Source organism: Eubacterium callanderi (genome assembly GCF_900142645.1).
GTDB classification, from domain to species: domain Bacteria; phylum Bacillota; class Clostridia; order Eubacteriales; family Eubacteriaceae; genus Eubacterium; species Eubacterium callanderi.
Genome location: NZ_FRBP01000005.1, coordinates 159159 through 184516, shown reverse-complemented (window position 1 = coordinate 184516; position 25358 = coordinate 159159). Strand labels below are relative to the sequence as shown.

The following is a 25358-nucleotide window of genomic DNA, read 5'->3' as shown; positions in this document are numbered from 1 at the left end:
TTTTTCCTCTCTCCCATCATCTCAAATCTCGGTTGTACGCAATGATGATGTCCTCGTCCTCCTCCATGGCGGCCCGGACCAGGGTCACCTCGCAGGGAATTTTTTCGCGCTGCCGGTTCTCGTACAGCCATTCAAAGGAACAGTGGCCCTTTTCTTTCACCTCTTTGAAATAGGTTTCTTTTTTATCAAGACTTGGCGTGCCGTCGGGCTGGTATTGCGGCAGAAAGCTGTCAAAATCTTTTAAGACGTCCTCGGCGCTGCCGGCTGAGAACAGCTTTACGGCCATCTGGTTGCAGTCCAGGATCTCCTCCCTCACGTTCCACAGGATACAGGAGAGGGGCGTGGCGTCCATGACGGCGCGCACACGGGCGGACAGGACGCGCTGCATTTTCTCAGCCGCTGCCTGCTCCCGCAGATCTCTGGTATACCCTGCCACCATGGCGCTGCCATCATCGTCGAGGTGCTCGATGCGCACAAGGGTGACCTCGCAGGGGATGGGCGTGCCGTCCAGCCGCTGGTGCAGCCAGCGGAACTGGGCCCGGCCGGTCCGCATGGCCTCGGTGATCTTCGTGTTGGCTTTCTCCACGCTGAGCTGTCCGTCAGGCTGGCGCTCGGGCGAGAGCTCGTAAAAGCGCTCGAGATAATCACGCTCGTCCTCAAGCTCGAAAAGCTTCATGGCCTCTTTATTGCACATGGTGTTCTCAAACTGCTTGTTCCAGAGGTTAAGGCAGAGAGGCGTGGCGTCCAGCAGGGCGCGCAGGCGTTCCCGGAACCGCCTGCCGCTCTGCTCAGCCTCAAGCTCGGCGCGCAGGTCCCTGGCGTAGCTGGCTACCACGCAGTCGTCCTGGTAAGGGATTCTGACACAGGTCACCTCGACGGGAAGCCGGCGGCCCTGGTGGTCCACATGCAGCCACTTAAACTGGTTCCGCCCCTTTAAAAAGGTTTCGACAATGCGGTCGTGCACGCCGATTTCGCTGTTTTCGCCGTCCAACTGGGTGGGCGGGGAGTAGCTGTTAAAGCCCTCGATCAGGGCGCTCCGGCTCTCTGCGCCGAAGAGGCGCACAGCCTCCTCATTGCAGGCCAGGATTTCAAACTGCCGGTTCCAGATCATCAGGGACAGGGGCGTGGCGTTCATCATGGCGAACAAAAGCTCCCGGTCATTGACAAGATGGTCCTGGAGCCGCTTGCGGTCGATGGCGCCCAGCAGGCCTTTCCCGTCAAAGCTCGCGGCCACGTAATGGCTGAAGAAGAAGTCCTGCTCCACAGGGCGGGAGATGTAAAAACCCTGGATGGTGTCTGCGTTCATGAGCCTGATGCTCTCCCATTCCTCCTGGGTCTCCACCCCCTCCACGCATACCTTTTTCCGGCGGTTATGGCACAGGCGGATAACGGATTCGATAAAGTCGCGGTTATGCCGGCTGATGTGCAGTGACTGCACAAAGAAGCGGTCGACCTTGACAATGTCCACCTCCAGGTCGGCCAGGCGTTCCAGCGAGGAGTAGCCTGTGCCAAAGTCGTCCATGGCCAGGCGCAGCTTCAGGCCTCTCAGGCGGCGCAGCGCGTCCCGCACGTTGTCGTCCTCCTTCATAAAGTAGCTCTCCGTCAGCTCCAGCACCAGGTTTTCTGGCGCCAGGCCCTGACGGCGCAGAACCGCCTCGGCCTTCTGGCAGAAATCCGTCTCTTTCAGCTGGATATAGGAAACGTTGACGTTCATCATGAAATCGGGTATCCACTTCATCCACTCCCGGCATACGGCCGCGGCCTGCTCCAGCACCCACAGCCCCACGGGGATGATGAGCCGGCTGTTCTCCAGCAACGGGATAAACTCGACCGGCGAAATCTCACGCCCGTCGGGCATGCGGTAGCGCAGCAGCGCCTCGGCGCCGATGATGGTGAGCTCCCGGGCCCCGCACAGCGGCTGAAACACCAGGCGGAAGCCCTCAAAGTCCTTCTCCACGCTCTCGGCCATGCAGTTGGTGAGCAGCTGGTTATCAATCTGTTCTCTGAGCATGCTATGCTTGAACTCCACACACTGGTTTTTTCCGTTGAGCTTGGCGCGTTTGAGGGCGATGGCCGCCTTTTTTTCCAAGTCGGACCAGTTGTCCCCGTCCTCGGGGTAGGCTACCAGACCCGCAGACACGCTGAACCGGCAGGGCTGCCCCTCGACACGGTGGGAGCGCAGGGCGTACTGCTGGACGTGCCTGTAAATGTTTAACATCTCCTCCCGGGTGGCGCCTGCGCCGGCCACCAGGAACTGGTCACCCTCGTACCGGTAGAGATTGACCTCCTCGGGCAGGGCCTGCAAAAGATTCTCAGCCGTAGCCTTCAATACCTGATCCCCAAAGGCGCGGCTGTTGAGGGTATTGATCTTGTTGAACTCGTCAATGCCCAGCAGCATGAGCCTGAACCGGATTTCCGGGGCCTCGTCCAGAATGCTCTGTATTTTTTCCTGACAGAACCGGTGGTGCATGAGCCCGGTCACATCATCTGTGTACTCGCATCCCTCCAGGCTTTTCATGGCGCCCAGAATGACCATGGGCTCGCCTGTCCGGGGGTTCCGTCTTACGCGGCCCTGGTCGTTGACCCAGATATAGGACCCAGAAGCGTTTAACATCTGGTAATTGAGGGAGAAGCTTTCCTCGCCGGAATGCCACAGGCCCGCAAAATGCTTTTTGAGCCGCTCGTAATCCCGGGGATGAATCCTTTCGAGCATGGTCTGTCTGTAATGGGCCATACCGCTCTCCTCAAATCCAAAATCAGATACCATGTTAGGCGATACCTGGAACAAGTCCTTGTGTGTGTCCCATATGTAAAGATAGTCATTGCATATTGAAGACAACAGGTCATAGAGTATGCCGGCATCCATGTCCATATTTTTAAATAAATTTTCCATAAAAAAACCTCCAGTCTTTTAACAACAACTGCTTTATCATGAGCTATTTATCATCTACTATACATCTGAATAAGCTAAATTGTGTAAAAAAGTTACCTGAAAATATTAAAAACCGATTGCTTTAATACTGGATCAGGTAAGCGCTGATTCTTCCTATTTTTCGTCTATTATGAATCGGTTTGGTCATACAGCGGTCATGCGGCGCAAAAAAAAGCTGCCTGAGGTGTTTCAGGCAACTTTAGCGGCGAAAAAGCCGGAGTGTACAGGCGGGCGCTCTTCTCATATCTCCACATGCACATACCCGCTGCTGTAGTAGGGCAGGACGTTGAGGCCGCAGTCTTTGGCCAGGGCGGCCAGGGTGCCGACGGGGACGCCGGGGCTGTAGAGGTCGGCGGCGGCGCCGCGCTTGTGGAAGGACCAGGCCACGCCGCCCACCTCCTCGTTGCGTTCTTCACAGCGGACGCCGGAGGTGATGATAACAGGCGCGCCCACGGCCTGGCGCAGGGCCTCGATACGGCTTACCAGCCCGGGCTGGGGCTCGGCCGGAAAGCCGTCACAGTAGCCCGCGCAGTCGCAGCGGTACTCGTCTCTTGCGAAGTGCTCGCTCACCATGACGGGCTGTTTTTCGAGAGCGCCGCTCTCAGGCTGCCCGGGCGGCTCGGGGGTTTCCGGGGGCGTGGCTTCGGGCGGCGCCTCTGGCGTGTCCGGCTCTGGGGGCTTTGGCGCCTCGGTCTGGGCGGGCGGCGGGTTCTGCCGGGCGGGCGCCCAGTTGAGCTCCCGGGCAAAGTAGAGGATGCCGGCGGCGGTCAGGGCCGCCAGGATCAGCAGGGCGGTTCTCTTTCGGATGGTTTTCATTGCTCTTTGCCTTTCTGAAGCTTCTACGCTTCGATTTCGGTTTTCCGGGTGGTTTTGTCAATGTACTCAAAGCTCCTGAGCTTGGTGAGATTGAAGCCGTCTGGGGCAAAGGCCCCGGCGGCGATGATCTCAGCGGCCTGGGTCGCGATCTGCTCCTGGGTCAGGTCGTCCAGATAGTCGGGACAGGTGACGGTGAAGCTCTTGCCGTTTTCCAGCTCAAACTCCAGGTCCAGGGCTTTGGTGGTGGTTGTTGTCTCCATGGTCATTCCTCCTTTCTCTCAGATTTCGCGGAACTGCCTTACGCAGAAACCTCGGTGTTGCTGTAGCCCATGTAGTTCTGGATGTCATTCACGATGGGCGTGCAGAGCTTTCCGATGGCTTTTCCGGTGCGGGTGATGGCCTCGGTAGTGGCGACGGCCATGTCCAGGTTGAGGCCGGAGTAGGTCTTACTCTTTTTCTTGACGCTGCCGTTCACCTCGCCGTAGTTGAAGATGAGCTTCATTTCATGGCCGATTTTATCCTGTTGGTATGCCATTTGGCTGTCCTCCTTTCGTTGTGATGCTCTCAGTTTATCACCTCAGGAGGTCCTGGTATATGGTCAGCTGAAAGTGAGGATTCTGACCATCCTCGCCGGGGCGCCTGTCCTCGAACAGGTCCTCCAGCGCCTCGAGCACATAGTCCCTTACCGGGCTGCCCCGCTCCAGCCGGGTCACGGTGCTCAGACTGATGCCCGCCGTCTCAGCCAGCTGGGGCTGGGTGAGGCCGAGGCGGGCGCGGTGGGCCCTTGCCCATCTGGCAGTGCGCTTGCCCATGTCAGTCCACCCACATGCCTTCAAAAAGCAGGCCGGGGTAATCGTCCTCGATGGCGTCCAGCAGGTCCTGCAGCAGACCTTCGGCTTCCTCGGGGCTGCGGGCGTGGACGGTGGTCAGGAGCACCGCCTCGGCCCGGCAGCGGTAGGGCTCGTAACCGTTCTCTCTTTTGTGCCGCATCAGCTCTCCTCTTCCTGCTTTTTCTGCTCCTTCAGGGCCCACATGGCCTCGACGAGGGAGGCGTCATCCTTGTGGATGGCACTCAGGCGCTCCATCTCCTCCCCGGTGAGCATGGGAAGCTGGTTGAAGTAAGGCACGGGCGGTTCCCCTTCGTACCGGCAAGGCTCTTTAGCATTTATATATTTATGATTTATATGATTATAATCAGAAGAAAACGCGCGCTGTTCCGCCGGGCCTTCCGGGGGCGCTCCGGCGGCTGTCCGCGCACTGTTCTGGTAAGGGGTCCAGGCGGTGACGGCTTCGCCGCCGCCCTGGGGAATAACCTGCAGACGTGTCTGGCCCCTTTCAAAGGGGATGAGGGCATACACACCACTTTGGCCGCCGGAACCAGGCCGGTATTCGATGAGCCCTTCCCCGATGAGCCTGCGGCGGTGTTCCCAGATGCGTTTGGCGTCCGGTTCGCCCAGAAGCCTTCGCAGGTCGTCGTTGGGCACTGTGTACCACACGGGCCAGTACATGAAGCCGTCCTCACCCATAAAGGCGGCGCGGTTGTTGCGCACGAGCAGATAGTTCCAGAAGCTCTGAAAAGCAGTGCTCCTGGGGTGGCTCTCTAGCCAGACGTAAAAGCTCAGGTGCTCGGTGAGGTAGTTCATGGCCGGGCCTCCTTCCCGGCGGTGGGATGAATGCCCTGCTCCCGCAGAAAGTCGTACAGGAAGCGCCGCCCCTTAACGGTCCACTGCATGCTGCTGAAGGTGCGCACGCGGCCGCCGGTATCGCGCGCGGTGAGCCGGGTGGCGGTGTAGCCGCGGTTCTGGTAGCGGTCGTACAGGTACCAGCGTTTTCCCCGCTTGTACTGAATGCCCTGGTCGCGGAGCAGCTTGTTAAAGGCCTGGGCGCTGCGGCCATAGTCAGCGGCGATCTCGCTGACCGGAAAGGCCTCTGTGGTGCCCATGGCCTCTCTGGCAAAACGGGCGTCCACGGCCACAGTTCCCAGAATACAGGCAAACTCGATGAGCTTGCGGGAGATGGCCTCCATCAGCTCGGTCTCCTCGTTTTCGGGCGTGGCAAACAAGCCCCCTGTAAAAAACGCTTCCAATAGTTCTGTCGTTGTTTTCTTCTGCATATTATTACCTCCTTGCAGTTTTTAGGTTCACCGCTTGGGTGTACCTACAGGGTACCTGAACAAGGAAGCTGAAAACAGGAATAATCCGTTGAGAACCGCACTTTTTTATCGGGGGACGGCGGCGGTATCCCCATTGACATCTGCGAAAAACTGAAGGAGGCGGCTGTACCAGCCCCTCATGAGCGGCGCTCCCGGCCGCCTGGCGGTAAAGGCCTGGGCGTAGGCGATGACCTGGGCCCGGCGTTCCCTGCCGCTGTCACGGCGGTCCCGCCGCACGCCCTGGGGCACGCGGTATAAAGGCTCCGGCACCGGGGCGTACAGCGCGCCCACCAGCTCCCTTGCCAGGGCGATGAGGGCCCCGAACTGTGTTTTTATCCGGCGGGCGTGCTCCTCGCTGAAGGGAAAGGCCACCGGCCGGCCGGGCACAATGTCCTCCAGGAGGATGTCCTCAAAAACGCCGGACAGGTGGGAGCTGTACTTGACCATGTCGGCGGTGAGGATGCGGTGGCTCACCTGTCCGCCAAAGCCAGGATCGGCCTGTCTTCGCTCGGCGCAGTCCGGGCAGCGGTGCACCTCGATCATGAAAAAGGTGGGCACGCCCTCCACCTCGGTTGGGCCGCGCAGCTCGCTGCTGTTGTAGACGAGCTCGGCATCGCAGACCTTCAGCCGGGGCCTTGTCTGGTTCTTGGTGGTCTTGTAGGACACGCGGTTTTCGCAGTGCAGCGGCTGCGCGGGCGTACACTGGATCACCTGGGGCATGGCCCCATGCGCCAGCCAGTAGCCGTGCAGCCGCCATCTGTTGGCGCGGCCCTTAACCTTTGGCATGGCGTCGTTGATGCCTTCCCCGGCCTCAACAATCACCGTCTGATGATACTGACTCACGAATTTTGCTATGATTTCTCACCCCTCTCACTTACATTGTAACCGTTATGAGAATAAAAAGCCATTTTTAATGTAAACTTTTTATTGAATCCTTATGCATATATGGTTTTCTTATTGCTTTCACCTGAAAACGGTGATAAAATAAGAATAATTATAAGCACCAAAATACGAAAAAGAAGGAAAGCAAAATGTCAGAAAACGAACAAATCCTCAGACATTATGATATTGCACCGGACAGTGAGTACAACATGCTCATGAGCGTCCTGCGGGTGAGTGTGAGCCGGCATTTAATGGATGAGCACTTTACAGTGGTCGAGGCCAATCCCTATTACTATGAGATCATCGGCTACCCGAAGGAAGAGTACGAAACCCTTTACCACAACAAGTGCGACCTCTATTTCAAAAACAACCCCGAGGACTGGGCATCCATTGTGCGGGCGGTTGAAAAGGCTGTGGACGCCGGCCAGACCAGCTATGAGACCCTGGCGCGCATGATCCACAAAAGCGGCCGCCCCATGTGGATCAAGCTGGTAAGCGTCTTTACCGACGAAACCATCAACGGCTACCCGGTGGCTTACACGGTCATGACCGACATGACCGATTACATCGAGCAGGAGCAGGCCCTGCAGCGCAGCAACGCCAAGCTGCTGGAGCTGGCCTTTGTGGACCCGCTGACCCGGGGGCCCAACCGCACTAAGTTTGATATGGACGCCGGCGGCGCCATTCTGGAGAGCGCGCCCGGGGACTATGTGCTTGTCTCGGCAGACATCCGCAAATTCAAGCTCATCAACGACCTTTTTGGCATCGAGATGGGGGACCGGACCCTGCGCTATGTGTACGAGGTGCTTAAACAGAATCTGGAGGAGGGCGAGTTTTTGTGCCGCACCGCCGCGGATAATTTCTGCCTGCTGCTGCACAACACGGACAAACGCAAAATCATCAACCGGCTGTCGGTCATGGCCCACGACATCAACCGCTTTAACGAGGATCAGGAGCGCAAGTATTTTCTCTCCCTGGCCTTTGGCATTTACCCGGTGCTGGACCCGAACCTGCCGCTCACCCAGCAGCTGGACCGGGCCAACGTGGCCTTAAAGAACGTCAAGGACACAAACGACAGCCGCCTGTTCGCCTTTCAGTTCTACTCCGACCTGGACCGCCTGAAACTCATGCGGGAAAAGGACATGGAGAACCGCATGCAGGACGCCCTGAACGCCGGCGAGTTTGTGGTCTACCTGCAGCCCAAGCTGTCCTTAAAGGATGACACCATATCCGGTGCTGAAGCCCTGGTGCGCTGGCAGGACCCGGAACGCGGCCTCATTCCGCCCGATGAGTTTATCCCCTTCTTTGAGAAAAACCGCTTTATCGTAGAGGTGGACCTGTACGTGTTCGACCAGGTCTGCAGCCTGCTGCGCCGGTGGCTGGATGAAGGCATTACCCCTGTGCCCATCTCGGTGAACATGTCCCGGGCGCACCTGGCGAAAACGGATTTTCTGGACGCCTACGAGGCCATCCGCAAGGCGTACGGTGTGCCGCCGGAGCTTTTGGAGATCGAGCTCACCGAGACCCTGGTTTTCACCAACCCTGAAGCGCTCTTCCAGGTCATCGATCAGATCCACCGGCGGGGCTACCGCTGCTCCATGGACGACTTTGGCAGCGGCTACTCCTCCTTAAACCTGCTCAAGGACCTGCGGATGGATACCCTCAAGCTGGACCGCGCTTTTTTCACCTCCCAGAACGCCGACAACCCCAGGGAGCGCGATGTGGTGACCTCGGTCATCGACCTGGCCGAAAAGCTCTCCATGTCCACAGTGGCCGAGGGCGTGGAGACCCCGGCCCAGACAGCGTTCCTGAAGGAGGCCCGGTGCGACATGGTGCAGGGCTACGTGTTCTCCCGCCCGGTGCCCATCCCGGATTTTGAGGCCCTGGCCTTTGGCGCCGCTGATTCCGAAAAGGCTTAATCTGTAGACAGAGCCCTCTGGCCTGTGTGATAAAGGAGTGATCCCATGACCGAAATTCCAAACGCTTTAATGCTGTTGCTCATTCTATTGCTGTCAGGTCTCTACGCCCATGCCAGCTGGGGGCTCTTGAGTGCTCTGAAGCAGGACGCCATTCCCCTTCACTACTGGTGGCCGGTTCTTGGCCTGTGCCTGTGCGCCCTGTTTTTGATCATGGCCGTGTTTAATCTGCCCCTGCCCCTGTTTTTTCTGCTGCTCTATGGCCTTAAGATCTGCGAGCTCCTGCATTTTCCCGACACAGACCGGCAGAACTGGGCAGCTGTGAACGAAAGCTTTTTGTATACCTGCGCCGCCTGTCTGGTTCTTATCGGCCTTTTATCCTTCGCGCTGGGCATGAACGTGCAGGCCCTGCTCGCCAATCCGCTGCTCCGGACCACTTGTCTGGCGGCACTGCTGCTCTGCAATCTCATCACTGAACTGTTTCTAAGCCGCCACGCTGAAGCGCTGGCCGTCTTCAAGGATATTTACGGCTCCGAGGAATCCCGGCTCTTTATCCAGTTTACCTTTCTGGGGGTCGTCTTCGTTCTGGCGGACGCTGGCGCCTGTCTCTTTGACCTGCCCACCACCGTGGTATCCCTGTTTCTGGTGGGCAGCAACGCCCTGCTGCTCATGATGGTGGGCTTTTTCATGAATCAGATCAGCATTATCAATCAGGAGAACTATCTGGAGCACGAGCACACTCTGCTCACCTCCACCATGCAGCAGCAGACCGCGCGCACCGAGGCCCTGAAGGACACCGCCTACCGTGATCCGCTGACCGGGGCCTACACGAGGCTTTACATCTTCGATTACCTGGCGCTGTTCCTGAGCCGCGGCGAGGCCTTCGCGCTGGCCTACATTGACCTGGACGGACTGAAGGCCATCAACGACAGCTTCGGCCACCTGGCCGGCGACCAGTATCTGAAGGCTTTTTCCTCCAGGTTTTCGGAAAATCTGAACCGGGAGGACGTCTTTGCCCGCATCGGCGGCGACGAGTTCATGGTCCTGTTCCCCGGCATCACCGCCGGGGCCGCCAGGGCCCGGCTGCTGACCATCCGGAGACGGCTCGAGGCCGCGCGCTGTGAAAACTGGTCCCTGTCCTTCAGCTTTGGCGTTTCCGAAGCCCCTACGGGCACCAGTAAGCCCCGGGAGGCGCTCATCCGGGAGGCCGACCTCAGCATGTACGAGGATAAAAGCGCAAGGCGCAAAAAGGAGGTGCAGGCATGACCGGCCTTAACCCAGCCCCACTCGTTATCATCAGCGCTATTTATTTTTACCAGAACTGGTTCTTTTTCCTCTACGCGGCGTCCATTCTGCAAAGGCCGGTTAAAAAGCGCTGGATTGTGCTGGCCTTTTTTATTAACTACGCGCTGTTCGTTGTGTGCTCGATCCTGCAGCTGCACCTGGTCATCAACTGGCTGCTGGTGTTTACCCTGCAGTTCATCGAGATCCGCTGTTTTTTCCGGTGCCGCCTGAGCGACAGCTTTATTCTCGCGCTGTTCTCCATGATCATCGGCCTGTCCTTAAATATTCTGTTCCGGTGTGTGCTGGCCGCAGCCTTTGACCTGCCCCTCGTCAGCTTCAGCAACAACATCCGGGAAAGCACCAACCTCAAGCAGTACCCAGTAGGCCTGGGATTTTTGGCCGCCGGGCTCTATTTCCAAATCGCCCGGCATTTCGACGCCCACATGGACAACCCGCGGGTCATCTTTCAGGACCCGGCCCGCAAACGGTTTTTAATTCAGCTGTGTCTGGCTATCTACCTTTATCTGGTGCTCAACCTGCTCATCTACTCGGTGCCCGGCAATATCCTGGTGCTCAAGCTGTGGGGCGTCAAGTCCTGCGTCTTTTCCCTGATCGGCGTGTACCTGGCCATCCGTTACGCAGCCCGTATCAGCCGCCTGAGCCAGTACCGGGTACTCAACCGGGAGGTGCGCGAGGCGCTGAAGCGCAAAAAGAAGGAAGAACTGGAGCTGAGCCGCATTGCCTCTACCGATCCGCTGACCAGGTGCCCGAACCGGCAGAGGGCCGAGACCGTTATCACCAGGTGGCTGGAGGCTGGAAAGTCCTTCTGCCTCTGCTTTGTGGACCTCAACGGTCTGAAGCGTGTCAACGACACTCAGGGCCATGAGCTGGGCGACCTCTACCTGCTCACTGTGGTTCAGACCCTGTGGGGCGCCTGCCGGCAGGACGCGGACGCACTCTTCCGCTACGGAGGTGACGAGTTTGTCCTGCTCTTTCCCGATCTTCCGCCCGCCATTATTGGCAGCCGCATGGACCGGGTGAACCGCAGCCTGCGGGCCCGCAGCCACATGCCCGGCCATCCCTTTGACATGTCCATCAGCTACGGTCTGGCCCAGAGCGGCGAGTACGAAAGCGCAGATATGCTCATCAAGGCGGCGGATAAACGCATGTATATCGATAAAGAAAACACTGAAAGGAACAGACATGGAATACGACCCTAAAGAAAAAAACCGCATTGCAGGCTATGAGTATAACACCCTCATGAGCCTGATGCACGTGAGCGTCAGCAAGCACCTGCTGGACGAGCACTTTACCCTGGTCTGGGCCAATGAGTTCTACTACGAGCTCATCGGCTGGGACAAGGACGAATATGAGGCCCGGTACAACAACCTGTGCGATACCTACTACGCCGACGATCAGGAGGAGCTCGCAAAGCTCACTGAGGTAGTCATGGACGCCATTGAGGGCAGCAAGGGCGGCTACACTCACATCTCCCATATGCCCAAAAAAGACGGGGAATATGTCTGGGTGCGCATGGTGGCTACCTTTGCCGACGAGTACATCGACGGTTATCAGGTCTCCTACACCGTCATGACTGACATCAACGACCTGGTGCTCATGCAGAAGGCCCAGACCGTCACCTACAACGCCCTGCCCGGCTTTGTGGCCAAGTTTCACATTGACAAAGACTTCGGGCTCACCCTTCTGGAGGCAAACGCGCGCTACACCGCCTTCTTCGGTGATGATTGCTGGGACACCGGGGCAGACCCGCTTTTTCTGCAGAACTACGCTCAAAACCAGCAGGCCATCGAGGCCAGCCGCGAGAAAATCCTGTCCGGCCAGCCCATCAGCCTGGGCCTCACCGTCAAAGGTGTGGATGGCCGCGAGGCCAGGCTCCAGGTCAACGCCTCCTGCGTGGACTGGCAGAACCAGGAGCCCATCTACCTGGCCATCTTCATCGACATCACCGATGTGACCGAGCTCCGGGAAATGCAGCAAAAGCTGGAGGCACAGGCCGCTGAGCTCAAGGAGGCCCTGACCGCCGCCGAGCAGGCCAGCCGCGCCAAGTCCGACTTTCTGTCCAGCATGAGCCACGATATCCGCACGCCCATGAACGCCATTGTGGGCATGACCGAGATCGCCAGAATACACCTCGACGACCCAGGCCGCGTGGAAAACTGCCTCGACAAGATCGCCCTCTCCAGCCAGCACCTCCTCGGTCTCATCAACGACGTGCTGGACATGTCCGCCATCGAGAGCGGCAGCATGGCCCTGAGCAACAGCGCCTTCTCCCTGCCCGATTTCATGGAGAATATCGTGGCCATCATCCAGCCCGCCGCAGCCGAGAAGCGCCAGCACCTGTTTATCCGAACCTTTGGCGTAGAGCACGAGCACCTTTACGCAGACCCACTGCGCCTCAAGCAGATCTTTATCAACATCCTGTCCAACGCGGTCAAGTTTACACCCGAAGAGGGCAGCATCACTCTGACTCTGGAGGAATTTCCCGCTGCCCGTGAGGGCTGCGGTCAGTTCCGCTTCACCTTTGCCGACACCGGCATGGGCATGACCGATGCGTTTATGACCCACATCTTCGATTCCTTCACACGGGAGCGCGACAGCCGGGTGGATAAGACTGAGGGCAGCGGCCTGGGCATGGCCATCACCAAACGGATCGTGGACATGATGGGCGGCCGTATCACGGTCCGCAGCGCTGAGGGCAAAGGCAGCACTTTTGTGGTCTACCTCTCCCTGCACATCGAGGAGAACCCAGCCTGCTACCCAGCGCTGCCGCCCCTGCGGGTACTCATTGCCGACGACGACGAGCTCATGTGCGAGTATGCCGCCCAGACCCTGGACGCACTGGGCATTGACGCCGAGTGTGCCGAGGACGGCGAGGACACGGTTCGGCAGATCATAAGCGCCCACGATGCCGGACAAAGCTTCGACGTCCTGATCCTGGACTGGAAGATGCCCGGCGTCGACGGACTCGAGGTCACCCGCCAGATCCGTGCTCGAATCGGGGAAGAGCTCCCCATTCTTATCGCCTCCTCCTACGACTGGGCCGACATAAAAAAAGAGGCGTTGAGCGCCGGCGCCAACGATTTTATCTCAAAGCCCCTGTTCAAATCCACCCTCTGCCATACCCTCAAGCGGCTGATCTATGCAGAAAACAGCCCCATCGCTGATAAAGAAAAGAAGCCCCAGTACAACTTTGGCGGCAGACGGTTCCTGCTGGTAGAAGACAATGCGCTCAACCAGGAGATCGGGGTTGAGCTCCTCTCCCAGGCCGGCGCCATTGTGGAGTGCGCTGATGACGGCATCCAGGGCTGCGAAAAGTTCGCCCAGTCCCCGCCTGGCTACTATAGCCTGATCCTCATGGACGTGCAGATGCCTGTCATGAACGGCTATGAGGCCACCCAGAAGATCCGGGCGCTGCCCCGGGCCGACGCCCGCGCTGTGCCCATCATCGCAATGACTGCCGACGCCTTCGCGGCTGACATCGAAAAGGCCCGGGAGTCCGGAATGGACGGCCATCTCGCCAAGCCGCTGGACCTCCCGCTCATGCTGCAGGAGCTCAGTAAGCTGCTGTGATTTTTACCGATATTGTATCAGCATTACTTTTTGGTATAGCGGACTGTATTGTTTTTAATCGGGAAAAATGATAGAATAGATAAAATAATCAATTTTAAAGGAGAATCGCTCATGGCAGCAAAACCCCCGTACACGCCCAATATCATAACGGCCGCAGCGTCTGAGTTGCTCTCCGACGGCATTGCCTGCTTCCAGTCAGACGACGCCCTGACCCCGCGCTACCTGAACCCCAGCCTCATGGACTTTCTGGGTGTGAGCGCACTGCCGGGTTCCCTCGCGTCCTATATGGAGGAGGAAGATCTTCCCGCTTTTAAACAGTTCCTAAACCACCTTAAACCCGGCGAGACCGCACGCACCTGCCAACGGCTGGCGGACTCTAAGGGCGGCCTGACCTGGGTCTGCGCCTCCTGCCAGCTGGTTTCAGGGCCCGATGACACACCCGCTGTTATCCTCTGCCAGTTTGCGGATCTCCAGTACCTGAAGCGCAGCCAGAGCGCCAGCAACGCCGACCGGGTGCCCTGCGGCGTGTTCAAAACCCTGACCGATGAGGATCTGACCCTGCTGTACGCCAACAGTTTTTTCTACCAGACCTATGGCTACACCCGGGAGAGCGCCGAGGCCGCGGGCTTTACAAACTGCCGGCGCATTGTCATGCCAAATGAGTATCCTCAGCTCCGCCAGAAGATCGGCCACTACATCGACACGGGCGTTTACGCCTTTGAGCTGGAAAACCACTGCGTGACCATTGACCGCAAAGCCATCTGGGTGCTGGTCCGCTGCCAGTACAACCCCCAGGAGGACACCCTTTTCGGCGCGGTCTTTGACATCACGGACCGCAAGGCCGCCGAGGAGGCCCTGCGCATCAGTGAGGAAGAAAACCGGATCGCCCTGCGCCACTCCGACAAATTCATCGGCCGGTATGACCTGCGGACCAGAACCCTGACCCGCACCGGCGAGGCCGCCCGGCTGCTGGGCCTGCCCGAGAGCACACGCGATGTCCCGGACGGCGCCATCGAAAGCGGTATCGTGGCTCAGGAGAGCGCCGCGGATTATGCGCGTTTTTTTAAGGACATACTGGACGGCAGGCCCGAGGGCCACACCTCGGTCAAGCTGCGCACCACCACAAAGAATGCCTACTCCTGGTTCAACGCGGATTATTCACTGGTCTATGACACTGACGGCAGTCCCATCACCGCCATCCTCACCTACTTTGACAGCACCGACCTGCACGAGCGCGAAGTGGCCTACGAGCGGTGGGCCAGGACCTATGAGCAGAAGCGTGAGAACTGCATCGCCTACTACGAGTTCAACCTGACCGCCGACGTCCTTGAAAAATATGAGGGGCAGACCAAGGGGGATATTCCCACAGGTTATACCCACAGCCTCCTCTCTCTGGCCCAGTTTACCGCCGACCTGTACACCGTGCCCGAGGACCGCAAGAAATTCGTGCGTTTCTTTAACCGTGACCACCTGCTGGAAAAACACCGCGCGGGCAATGACGAGCTCTCCCTTGATTACCGCCGTTACAACCGGGCAGGCGGCGTTTTCTGGGCCAGGGCTGATGCTCAGATGGTGGACGACCCCTTTGTTGGCGTTGTGCGTCTCTTTGTGCTCATCCAGGATGTGGACAGCGAAAAGCGGCGGTCCCTTGAGCTGCGCCGCCTCTCCCAGACCGACCCGCTCACCGGCCTCTATAACCGCGCCACGCTGGTCAAGCGTCTTGGCCGTGTGCTGCGCCGCGGCACAGCCGCCAGCCATGCCCTCATCATTCTGGACATCGACCATTTCAAGGAGCTCAACGACACCTACGGCCACCAGTTCGGCGACACTGTCCTCATCGAGGTGGCTGCCGCCCTGAAGGACTGCCTGCGCAGCAATGACTTCTCCGGCCGCCTGGGCGGCGACGAGTTCATGATCTTCATGCGCGGACTGTCCGACACGGCCATTATTAGAGAACGCCTGAACGTGCTGAGGGACCGGCTTTATAATCTGGACCTGACCAACACCCCGCTCACCATCAGCATCGGTATCGCCTTCTTCCCCGCCCACGGCAAAAGCTTCCAGGAGCTTTACGACCGGGCCGATACGGCCCTTTACGAGGCCAAGCGGCAGGGACGGGATCAAATCGTATTTTATGAATGAGTTGAAACAGATAAAAGCAGGAGACGAATTTCCGTCCCCCGAAAAAGCGTAGGTTCGTGCCCCAAAGTTATTCTAACTTTGGACTCACCGTCATTCTCCATTCTGCATTCTCAATTCTTCATTGAAATTGCTTCTTGCTTTAATCTAGCAGCCATCTTTTAACTTTGCCTACAATCTAAAAAAGGGCCAATGGCCCTTTTTTTATTGCAGCTCTGCGTAATCCTTGAGGAAAACATCGATGGCCGCCTTAATCTTCTCACAGCCGCCCACCTCGTCAGACTCGATGTTTAACGGGATGATGGGGTCGTGGAGGGACATGCGCATCAGGCACCAGCCGTTGCCGGCATCCTCACCGCAGTCCACACGGATGCCCTCAAAATTGGGCTCCACAATGGTCCAGCCTGGCTGTTCCTCCGCGAATTTACGGAAGCCGTCCAGCACCTCCTGGCCGTAGGCCCTGAAGTCCTCCGCCGTGATTTTGAAGCGGTACTCTCTGGCCTCGGCGGGCTCCTTGAGATCCTTCAGGAACACAGAGAGCGGCTTGCCCTCCCGGTGCAGCTGGGCGAACTTGATGAGCGCCATGGTGACCAGGTAAGCGCCGTCGTCCAGGAAGTAATTTTCCCTGATGGCCCCGTGACCGCTGGTTTCCATGGCCAGGTGGGTTTTCACGCCGTGCTCGTTCAGGCGGACCGCCTCATTGATGACGTTCTTGTAGCCGCGTTTAAAGCGGTGGTGGTGTCCGCCAAGGCCCTCGATGTACTCGGTCAGTCCTGTGGAGGTGACGGAGTCGGTGACGATGGTGGTGCCCGGGTATTTTTCCAGCAGCATGCTGGCAATAAAGGCGATGAAGCCATTGCGGTTGATGGCGTCGCCCTTTTCGTCGATGACGGCAGAGCGGTCCACGTCGGTGTCAAAGATGATGCCCATGTCGGCCTTGCTGTCAATCACCGCCTGGCAGATGGCGTCAATGGCGTCCGGGTCCTCCGGATTGGGGATGTGGTTCGGGAAGTGTCCGTCCGGGTCCAGAAACTGGCTGCCCCTGGTATCGGCGCCCAGCGGGGCCAGCACGCCGTCGGCAAAGAAGCCGCCCGCGCCGTTGCCCGCGTCCACAATGATGCGTGCGCCCTTAAGAGGTGTTTCCTCCCCAGTGGCCTCGCGGATCATGGCAACAATGTTGGCCGCGTACCTGGGAATAAAGGCGTAGTCCTCACGCCTGCCGCCGATTTTAAAATCGGTGACGATGGTTTCCGCCTGTTCGAGGATCTCTGCGATGTCCTCCTTGTTCAGGCCGCCGTCTTTGGTAAACAGCTTGATGCCATTGCGGTTAAAGGGCAGGTGGCTGGCGGTGATCATGACCGCGCCGTCGCAGTCCATCTCCGGGTCCAGGGTGGTCATGAACATGGCTGGCGTGGTGGCAATGCCGCAGTCATACACATGGTCCCCGTCCGATACCAGTCCCAGGCAGACGGCCTGTGCCAGGTTCGGCCCGGTCAGCCGGCTGTCGCGGCCCACAGCCACGCTCAGGCTGTCCTTTCCGGTTTTCGCCTTCAGCCATTTGCTGAAGGAGTAGGCGATCTTCATGGCCATGTCCTGCGTCAGGTTAATGCTCTCGCCCTCAACCCCCTCCATGGCAATCCCGCGGATATCTGAGCCGTTCTGCAGTTTGGTGATGTTTTGTATTTCCATTCTTTTTCCCCTTTCTTAATCAGCTGGAGTCAGTATAAATGACAAAATGGAGAATTGAGAATGCAGAATGGAGAATTAAAGGTCCAAATTTGTCAAAGACAAATTTGATTAAAACTTAAATCCGCTGTGCGGATTTATTCCAATAATTCTCCATTCTCAATTCTGCATTCTCCATTCATTTCAGTCCACGATTGGCTTTCCGTCAGCATCGACCTGGTTGGTGGCCAGGGTGGCGCACATGACAGCCTTGATGGTGTGCATGCGGTTCTCGGCTTCGTCAAAGACCTTGGAAGCAGGGCTTCTGAATACCTCATCAGTCACCTCCTGCTCGGTCAGGCCAAAGCGTTCGTGCACGTCCTTTGCCACATCGGTGTTCAGGTCGTGGAAGGACGGCAGGCAGTGGAGGAAAATCACGTCCGGGTTGCCGGTGGCTTCCATCATTTCCGCGTTGACCTGATAAGGCGCCAGCAGCTTGATGCGCTCTGCCATCTGGTCCTCCTCGCCCATGGAGACCCACACATCGGTGTAGATGGCGTCCGCGCCCTTCACACCCGTCTTAATATCGTCGGTCAGGGTAATGCTGCCGCCGGTTTCCTCACAGATGGCGCGCATTTCTGCCACCAGGCTTTCTTCCGGGAACAACACCTTGGGCGCCACTGCCACAAAGTGCATGCCCAGCTTGGCGCAGCCGATCATCAGGGAGTTGCCCATATTGTTGCGGGCGTCGCCCACATAGACCAGGCGGCGTCCTGCCAGCTCTCCAAAGTTTTCCTGGATGGTGAGCATATCGGCTAAAATCTGGGTGGGGTGGTAGGTGTCGGTCAGGCCGTTCCATACTGGCACGCCGGAGAATTCTGCCAGCGCTTCCACGGTTTCCTGCTTAAAGCCGCGGAACTCGATGCCGTCGTAAAAGCGGCCCAGCACTTTGGCGGTGTCCTCGATGGATTCTTTTTTGCCCATCTGGCTGTTGGTCAGGAAGGTCACGCAGGCGCCCTCGTCAAAGCCCGCGACCTCAAAGGCGCAGCGTGTACGGGTGGATGTTTTTTCAAACAGCAGCACGATGTTTTTGCCGGCGAGCAGCCTGCCCGGACGGCCTTCTTTTTTCTTCTTCTTCAGCGCGGCGGCATAGTCTAACATAAAGTTTATTTCTTCTGGCGTAAAATCCTTTAATGTCAGGAAGCTACGGCCCTTTAAATTAATCCCCATCGGAATTCCTCCTCATTTATCGTCATTATTTGCCTTTATTTTACCCTAACCACCGCGTTTAAGCAATGCTTTATCGTTTGCAGTTGTTCGGGCCTTCAGATTGATCCGCTCTGAATGCGGTAAAAAAAAGACGTTATCGGTAAAAAGCTTGTTTAGCTATTAATGGTGATTTATAATCAAACATAAGTGCGCAAACACTTAAAATACTTTATCAAGGGAGTTAAAATGATGAAAGGTAAAACTTATTTGAAGGTAACCGGTATTCTGCTGTTGATCGGCGGCATTATCGGTGTTTTATGCTATGGGCTGCTCGCGCTGCTGATGGGAGTTGCCGTTGTGGACCAGGGCGCTGGCAGCGGCGCTGTTTCGGTAACACTCATCGTCGTTATCTATCTGATCGCCGCTATTATCCAGCTGGTCGCGGGCGTGATGGGCATCAAGGGCTGTAATAAATCTGACAAGGCGGACGGATGCTTTAAAATCGGTATTGTTGTCTTAATTATTTCCATCCTCGCCGCCATTGTCAACATGGCCGGAGCGGGCTTCACCTTTTCCGGGATTCTATACGCACTGCTCGGTCTGGTGGTTCCAGGCTTATACATCTACGGCGCCAAGCTGAACAGGGATTCCCTGCCAATAACTTAAAATGTTAAAAAACCCGCTGCGGCTCACGCCACAGTGGGTTTTTATTGTTTAGCCGCGTTTTTTAAGAACCAGTGCGGAGCCGCCTGCCAGCGCTGCCAGCAGTACCAGTGACAAGCCTGCGCTGTAGGGCGTCCCGGTTGCCGGATTGCCCGGGGTGGTGCCCGTGGTGGTGTCCGCAGTGGTGCCGCTGTCCGGCCCGGCCTTCTGGGTCAGGGTGATTTTCACCAGCTCGCTGCTGCTCGCGATATGGGCTTTTTCCCGGCCGTCCCGGTTGTAGAACGCGCGAACGTAGTAGCTGCCCGCCGCGGGAGTCTGGGCGATGTTTTTGCCCTCTGCGTCGGTGTAGGCTTCAAAGCTCAGCAGGCCGCTGTCCTGGTCAAGCTTAATGACCCGGCCGTCTTTATCCCTGACGGTGGTAGCCCTGATCATGTCTTTGTCCAGGCTCTGGGTATCGGACACGTCGTAGCTGCCCTTGAGGGCTGAAGCGTTGATCTCTGTGGTGGTGGGCATCATCAGGGTGTAGGTGTAGGAGACGCTGGTGAACTGAAGATCCTGGGCCTGATGGGCGTCATTGGGGGTGAAGGCAACATTCAGGCTGTAGGTTCCCGGCTCGGTGGGCGCTCTGTCCAAAAGCCTACCATCATCAACACTGTAGTATTTCAGGCTGATTTCATCCTTGTCGTAAGCGATATTCTTATAGCCTTCCGGGTCCAGGTAGGTCACAATAACAGCCCTGTCCTTTGCCAGCAGCGCCTGCAGGGCGTCGTTTGACTCGAAGTAATTGGAACCCGAATCATAGCTCAGCCCGTCAATCCGGACGCCGGTAGCTACTCTGCCAATGGTGAAGGAGCTGCTGGTGATTTCGCCATAATAAAAACCGCTGGTATCCTCGACAGAGACCTGCGCGGTTTTGCCGATATCCGCCTTGGTCAGCTCCAGGGTGTCGCCCGGAACAGTGGTGGCTGCCCCGTCTTTATCGGTGAGGGTCCAGGTGTAATTAAGCTTGAGCAGAGCCGCGTCGATGCCCTCCGCGGGCCTGAAATCCGCGCGCACACTGCCCTGGGAGACAGAAATCTCAGACGGGAAGTTCGCGAAATCGCCTTTCAGCTCAGCTCTTGTGATGATGAAACCCACTGCGCCTGAGCTTCCGCAGGTGATGGTCTGGGCAGCGCGGTCTTCCTCGCCAGCGTAGCTCACGTTGAGCGTGTAATCCCCCGGCTGGGTCGGCGGCGTCTGGAGCACGTCCATATAATGGGTGTAGGTGGTGGTCAGCTTGCCTTCGGCCGGCGTGATCACCTTATCGTCCTCGTCTTTCACGGTGATGGTGACCTTGCCAAGACCGCCTTCGGCCTGCGGGTCTCTGCCGGTGTAAGGGTAGCTGTTATGCTCGATATTAACCGACACGTATGTTTCAAGCACTCTGGCGGTTTCCAGCCTGCCGTCTTTCAGATAGGGGGTGTAGGTCTGAGGGTCACTGCCATCCTCAAAGAAATAACAAAAGCTGTTAGCAGCCGTCTCGCTCAGCGCGCCCGACGCCGCAACAGCCAGCACGGCCGGGTTCTCAAATATCAGCGGATAGGCCGCATACACCCTGCTGACTACGCTGCTGCTGAAATCCTCAGCCAGTATGATGGGTTTCTTTGCGAGCATGATGTACGCAATGTCGGTTTTGCCGGCCAGGGTAACCTGGGCGGCAAGCATGACGTTTAACAGGTTATCGACCGACGAGTCGCTGATCAGCAGCTCCGAGCCGTAGTTTTCAATGATGTCGACAGACGAGCCGTGTACCTGCACGTTTGGGCTGAGGCTCGCAATGCCATATACCTCACAGCCGTCAAAAGAAGCGGCGCACTCATCTAAGATACCCACGATCGGCAGGGCCGCGCCCGTGGCTTTCAGGGCCGCGCTGTCCGAAACGCCCACGAGTGCCGGAGTCTCCCCGTCTGATGTTCCGGTGACCGCCGCGCCTGTGATGTTCAGCATGGCGTTGTTTTTCGCGTTAATACTGCAGTTTTCCAGTGTGGTGCCAGCTTTCAGGCTTAAGACGCTGTTCATCCTGACATTGATGATGCCATCGACCCCTTCCGGCGCTGTCAGGGTAATGCTGTGGCCCGCGCCGTCAACGGTCAGCTGATTTTCATCATAAAGGGTAAAAAACGATCTCGATGATGTGTCCGCACTTAAGCTCACAGTATAATCCCCGTTGGCCGTCAGGGTCACGCTGCCGTGAACCACGATGGTACCCTCTACCACCGCGTCCCCGGTTAAGGTGATGGTCGCGGTCTGGCCGTCTTTTATGGAAGCGAAGGCCTCCTCAAGGGTACCGTAGGTGACGTCCGCGCCTGCCTGGCGGCTCTGAGCACCAGTTGTCACGGTGCACACAGGCGCTCCTGCCGCAGGGGCCTCATCAGCCTTATTTTGAGCCGCCGGGGCTTCTTCCTTCGCGGGCGCTTCAGCCGCCGGGGCTCCGTCCATTTCCTCCAGCGCCCTGGTGATCTCGGGCAGCATGAGGCTGTTCTCAAGCGCTTCGGCGGCTTTATCAGCGATCTCGCTGCTCTCAACGGCGGCGGTATCCGCCACTGGGCTTCCGGCTGTGCCCGCCGCCAGGGCCGGCACACTCGAGCAGACCAGCGTCACGGGGATGATCACCGCTGACAGGGCTGACGCCAGGCGTGTTCTCAATTTCTTTGACATTTTTACCTCCAATATTTCTCCTAAAGATAGATAGAATATATTTCAGTCTATAGACAAAGTCAAAATATCGTTGTAAAGTTAAAGCAAGAGACGATTTCAATGGAGAATTGAGAATGCAGAATGGAGAATTAGAGGAACAAAATGCTGCGCATTTTGAATAAAATAGAGGCCACAGGTCGCTGTCTTAATCGCTTTTGCGGTAGCAAAAGGGGCCTTTCATTCTCCATTTTCAATTCTCCATTCTCAATTAATCGTCCTCTTTTTAACGCTTTGCCTGTTAATGACAGCATTTGTCTACACTCTGAATATACTTCTATTCTATCTTAACACGTTTTCAGGAAATAAAAGTTCAAGATTCCTTCAAGAATTTAAGCAGTGGTTTCCTCTCCTCCAATCACAAAAAAGCCCGGGTGCGGGCCCGGGCTTTTTATGAATCAGGCGGACGGCTCCATACGTTCGCCTGTGTCTGCTATTGTGCGTCGTCCACCTTTAAGGCGTGGAAGATGTTGGAGGTGTCCACGCTCTGGGACAGGTCCAGCGTCACGCTGACGCGGGCCCCCACCTGGTAGTTCTGGCTGTTAACCTCTGCGTTCATGGTCTCAAACATGATCTCGGTGTTGTCGTCTGTGGTCAGATCCAGAGTATTCATGGAGGCTGACGCGATCACGCCTGTGATCACAGACCGGTCGCCGGCGTTCAGCTCTGAATCGCTCACGCTCAGCACCACCACGCTTTCATAGGCCTGGAGGTCGCCGGTGTAGGTGACGGTCACCTCGTTGCCGGTCAGGATGCCGCTTACATAGCTGTGCTGGGCATCGGTCACGTTCAGCGGGTAATCGGCGCCGTTGGCGAAAATAACGAGCTCGCCATCCGCGTAGCTCACCACATAGCCGGTGAGGGTCTTGACCTCAGGCTCGGGAGTGGGCTCTGGCGTCGGTTCTGGTGTTGGCTCTGGTGTTGGCTCTGGTGTCGGTGCTGGCGTTGGCTCTGGTGTCGGGGCCGGTGTCGGCTCTGGCGTCGGTGCTGGCGCCGGCGTGGGTACCGGGGTCGGCTTTGGCGTCGGCTGGGCGCTTGGCTGCGCCGGCTGTGACGGGCTCGGCTGCGGCTTGGCCGGAGCGGGCGAACTTGGGCTCGCGGGCTGTGTGGTGGTTAAATACTGGGAATAGACAAAGGCGTCCTTTCCGTTGTAGTTCACTCTGGACCAGCCGTTTTCGCAAACACCGGTACGGGTGATCTCATTGCCAGGCGCCAGATCGCCCAGCACGTTGGAATCGGTGGTGTAGGACTCCCGCACGTGTACGGTGTCGGTGGCCCACACCTTTTCGTCCGCGGCTTTAATCTCAACCTTGGCAGGCTCCTGGGCCTTTTTTATGTTCTCATCATTGTCCACAATTTCAAGAACCCTGACGCCAGTGGCATCTGTGCCATTGATCTCACCCACATATTTTACCTGAACCCAGTTGCCGTTTTCGATGCCGTTCTTATACGCCTGCCGGGCCCCCGCGGTGTTAAAGCTGTACTCGGTGCCGTCAGGCTCCTTGAGGGTGAGGGAGTGCTGGGTCAGGTTCCGGACCGTCCCCACCATGGTCTGCTCCTTCGGCGCGGCGGAGCCCTTGTCCTTGATCTCTGTCACGGTGACGCCGCTGGTGTCCGTGCCCTCGATGGTGCCGTCATATAAAATGGTGACCTTGTCACCGGACAGCATGTTTGTGCAGCTGACGGTCGCCTTTGAAAGGTCAAAGGCCAGCTCGCTTCCATCATTTCGCGTCACCACCAGGGTTCCGGACGCGTAGCTTTTCAGCACGCCGTCCACACTGCCAGTGCTCGAAGCTCCCTGCTGGGCACTGTCCGTTTTCGCGCAGGCCGTAAAGGATACCGCTAAAAGTACACACAGTAAAATCCCGAGGATTTTTGTCTTTTTCAATTCTTATCTCTCCTTTTATGCGATCCTCCTTCCATACCTGACCCTATTATATAATAGAATTCGCTTTGCGGCCACCAATTTCAGCCAATAAAAAACCGCTGAGCGCAATATCAGCGGTTTTTACTTATTTTTGTTGTTTATTACGGTTAAGGAAAGGCCGTGTGCTCCCGCAATCATTTGCCCTCATGGCGCTTTTTTATTTCAGCGGATCGCGGTTAAGGGGCATGGTCATACACCGCGGGCCCCCACGGCCGCGCACCAGCTCGGAAGCTTCAATACTGATGACGTCAATGCCGTTTTCGGCCAGCACCTCGTTGGAGCGCTCATTCCGCCCGTAGGCCACAATGACCCCCGGGGCGATGGCCAGGGTATTGGTGCTGTCATTCCACTGCTCTCTGGCCGCGGCCACCGGATTGCCGCCGCCGCTTTCAATGAGCTTTATGCTCGTGAGGTTCAGGGCCCGTCTCAGGGCGTCGTGCAGGCTGTCGATGTGCTCGTAGCGCATATGCCCCTTGCTGCCCCGGCGGATCATCACAGTTTCCACGTGGTCCAGAATGCCCGGGTACACGGTAAATTTATCGTAATCCACCATGGTAAAAACCGTGTCCAGGTGCATGAAGGCCCGGTCCTTGGGAATCTTGACGGCCAGCACGCCCTCCAGGGCCGGGTTGTCCTCGAACAGCCGCTTTGCCAGCTCCTCGACACCCTGCACCTGGGTCCGCTCGCTGCACCCCACCGCCACCACAGTCGGGCTGAGGATCAGGATATCCCCGCCCTCCACCGAGAAGAATTTGTCATACTCATAATAGGTTTTCCCCCCGCAGGAGGCGAACAGCGGATGATTCTTGTAAATGTAGTGCATGTACAGGCTTTCCCGCTTGCGCACCTCGGTGGCCATGGAACTGATGCTCATGCCGTCGCCGATGGTGACCGCCGGGTCACGCATAAAGTACAGGTTTGGCAGCGGGTTCATGTAAAAGGCATAGGGCTCGGATTCGTTGATATAATCCGAGAGCACCCGCTCCCGTTCCACATGGTCCAGCTCCTTCTGGAGCACGCCGGCGATCAGCGATTCCGCCAGCTTGCAGTCCTCCATGGAAAGCAGGTATTCCTGCAAAAATCCATCAATGTAATTGCCCGAGGACGGGTTCTGGTCGATGACATCACGCACCAGGTTTTCGCGCACCTGTGCGTCAGCCAGAATATCGGTCAGCAGCTGCTCCACGTAATACACGTGGATACCGCGCCCGGTGAGCACCCCCGCAAAGGCGTCGTGCTCCTCCTGCATGCGCCTGAGCCAAGGGATATCCTCGAAGAGGACCTCCTTGAGCACGTTGGGCACAATGCGCTCAAGCTCCTTGCCTGGCCGGTGCAAAAGGACGGCGTTAAGCTTTCCGATCTCCGACTGTATATTCAGTAGCTTTTCTTCCATTCACTTGTTCTCCAATCTTTCTGCAATTCTTATATTATACCCTCTTTGCCTTAAAA

The 25358-nt window shown here is 57.5% G+C and carries 20 protein-coding genes; 6 read left to right on the top strand and 14 right to left on the bottom strand.

The genetic code is table 11. The features are described from left to right. Window positions 1-16: 16 nt before the first annotated feature. From BUC22_RS07965 to BUC22_RS21490, 9 genes are all read right to left on the bottom strand, one after another. On the bottom strand, window positions 17-2893 hold the full coding sequence (locus BUC22_RS07965) for an EAL domain-containing protein (protein ID WP_013378947.1): 2877 nt from the start codon (window positions 2891-2893) through the stop codon (window positions 17-19). A gap of 279 nt (window positions 2894-3172) precedes the next feature. Beyond that, the gene (locus BUC22_RS07960) at window positions 3173-3748 is read right to left on the bottom strand and encodes a YcbK family protein (protein ID WP_013378945.1); all 576 of its coding nucleotides are present in this window, start codon (window positions 3746-3748) and stop codon (window positions 3173-3175) included. 23 nt (window positions 3749-3771) lie between these two features. After that, on the bottom strand, window positions 3772-4008 hold the full coding sequence (locus BUC22_RS07955; RefSeq protein WP_013378944.1) for a DUF2922 domain-containing protein: 237 nt from the start codon (window positions 4006-4008) through the stop codon (window positions 3772-3774). A 38-nt stretch (window positions 4009-4046) separates the two neighbouring features. Next, a complete protein-coding gene (locus BUC22_RS07950; protein WP_013378943.1) occupies window positions 4047-4283 on the bottom strand; it encodes a DUF1659 domain-containing protein in 237 nt (78 codons plus the stop codon). A 37-nt stretch (window positions 4284-4320) separates the two neighbouring features. After that, window positions 4321-4560, bottom strand: coding sequence for a helix-turn-helix domain-containing protein (locus BUC22_RS22615; RefSeq protein ID WP_070081131.1), 240 nt, complete (start codon window positions 4558-4560; stop codon window positions 4321-4323). A gap of 1 nt (window position 4561) precedes the next feature. Next, window positions 4562-4780, bottom strand: a complete 219-nt coding sequence (locus BUC22_RS21495) for a hypothetical protein (protein ID WP_143163933.1) — start codon at window positions 4778-4780, stop codon at window positions 4562-4564. Next, a complete protein-coding gene (locus BUC22_RS07940) occupies window positions 4738-5391 on the bottom strand; it encodes a hypothetical protein (RefSeq protein ID WP_013378940.1) in 654 nt (217 codons plus the stop codon). Before BUC22_RS07940 ends, BUC22_RS21495 begins: the two co-directional genes overlap by 43 nt. Then, window positions 5388-5861, bottom strand: coding sequence for a phage antirepressor KilAC domain-containing protein (locus BUC22_RS07935; protein WP_013378939.1), 474 nt, complete (start codon window positions 5859-5861; stop codon window positions 5388-5390). Before BUC22_RS07935 ends, BUC22_RS07940 begins: the two co-directional genes overlap by 4 nt. 105 nt (window positions 5862-5966) lie before the next feature. After that, the gene (locus BUC22_RS21490) at window positions 5967-6458 is read right to left on the bottom strand and encodes a hypothetical protein (RefSeq protein ID WP_123876027.1); all 492 of its coding nucleotides are present in this window, start codon (window positions 6456-6458) and stop codon (window positions 5967-5969) included. Window positions 6459-6931: 473 nt separating this feature from the next. Here BUC22_RS21490 and BUC22_RS07925 point away from each other — a divergent pair, with 473 nt between their 5' ends. The 5 genes from BUC22_RS07925 (at window position 6932) to BUC22_RS07905 (ending at window position 15715) form a co-directional block, all read left to right on the top strand. After that, entirely contained in the window at window positions 6932-8701 is a 1770-nt protein-coding gene (locus tag BUC22_RS07925; protein ID WP_013378937.1) for a sensor domain-containing protein, read from the top strand. 45 nt (window positions 8702-8746) lie between these two features. Beyond that, complete coding sequence (locus BUC22_RS07920) at window positions 8747-9964, top strand: GGDEF domain-containing protein (RefSeq protein ID WP_013378936.1); 1218 nt, start codon at window positions 8747-8749, stop codon at window positions 9962-9964. Then, window positions 9961-11202, top strand: coding sequence for a GGDEF domain-containing protein (locus BUC22_RS07915; protein ID WP_013378935.1), 1242 nt, complete (start codon window positions 9961-9963; stop codon window positions 11200-11202). The genes BUC22_RS07920 and BUC22_RS07915 overlap by 4 nt, the downstream gene beginning before the upstream one ends. Continuing rightward, window positions 11186-13573, top strand: a complete 2388-nt coding sequence (locus BUC22_RS07910; protein ID WP_013378934.1) for a hybrid sensor histidine kinase/response regulator — start codon at window positions 11186-11188, stop codon at window positions 13571-13573. Before BUC22_RS07915 ends, BUC22_RS07910 begins: the two co-directional genes overlap by 17 nt. A gap of 111 nt (window positions 13574-13684) precedes the next feature. Beyond that, on the top strand, window positions 13685-15715 hold the full coding sequence (locus BUC22_RS07905) for a sensor domain-containing diguanylate cyclase (RefSeq protein ID WP_013378932.1): 2031 nt from the start codon (window positions 13685-13687) through the stop codon (window positions 15713-15715). Window positions 15716-15916: 201 nt separating this feature from the next. Here the strand turns inward: BUC22_RS07905 and BUC22_RS07900 are convergent, their stop codons facing one another. Both BUC22_RS07900 and argF read right to left on the bottom strand, forming a co-directional pair. Then, the gene (locus tag BUC22_RS07900) at window positions 15917-17401 is read right to left on the bottom strand and encodes a phosphohexomutase domain-containing protein (RefSeq protein WP_013378931.1); all 1485 of its coding nucleotides are present in this window, start codon (window positions 17399-17401) and stop codon (window positions 15917-15919) included. 180 nt (window positions 17402-17581) lie between these two features. Beyond that, window positions 17582-18607: an ornithine carbamoyltransferase gene (gene argF, locus BUC22_RS07895; protein WP_013378930.1), complete on the bottom strand. Its 1026-nt coding sequence runs from the start codon at window positions 18605-18607 to the stop codon at window positions 17582-17584. 225 nt (window positions 18608-18832) lie between these two features. Here argF and BUC22_RS07890 point away from each other — a divergent pair, with 225 nt between their 5' ends. After that, the gene (locus BUC22_RS07890) at window positions 18833-19252 is read left to right on the top strand and encodes a hypothetical protein (protein WP_013378929.1); all 420 of its coding nucleotides are present in this window, start codon (window positions 18833-18835) and stop codon (window positions 19250-19252) included. Between the two features lie 48 nt (window positions 19253-19300). Here BUC22_RS07890 and BUC22_RS22060 read toward each other — a convergent pair whose 3' ends face one another. From BUC22_RS22060 to BUC22_RS07870, 3 genes are all read right to left on the bottom strand, one after another. Then, on the bottom strand, window positions 19301-21946 hold the full coding sequence (locus tag BUC22_RS22060) for a hypothetical protein (RefSeq protein ID WP_041689814.1): 2646 nt from the start codon (window positions 21944-21946) through the stop codon (window positions 19301-19303). Between the two features lie 469 nt (window positions 21947-22415). After that, window positions 22416-23870 carry an SH3 domain-containing protein gene (locus tag BUC22_RS21480; RefSeq protein WP_013378927.1) on the bottom strand — a complete coding sequence of 485 codons (1455 nt, stop codon included), beginning with the start codon at window positions 23868-23870 and terminating at the stop codon, window positions 22416-22418. 196 nt (window positions 23871-24066) lie between these two features. Then, window positions 24067-25302 (bottom strand): arginine deiminase, encoded by a 1236-nt coding sequence (locus tag BUC22_RS07870; RefSeq protein WP_013378926.1) that lies wholly within the window; start codon window positions 25300-25302, stop codon window positions 24067-24069. Between the last annotated feature and the right edge of the window lie 56 nt (window positions 25303-25358).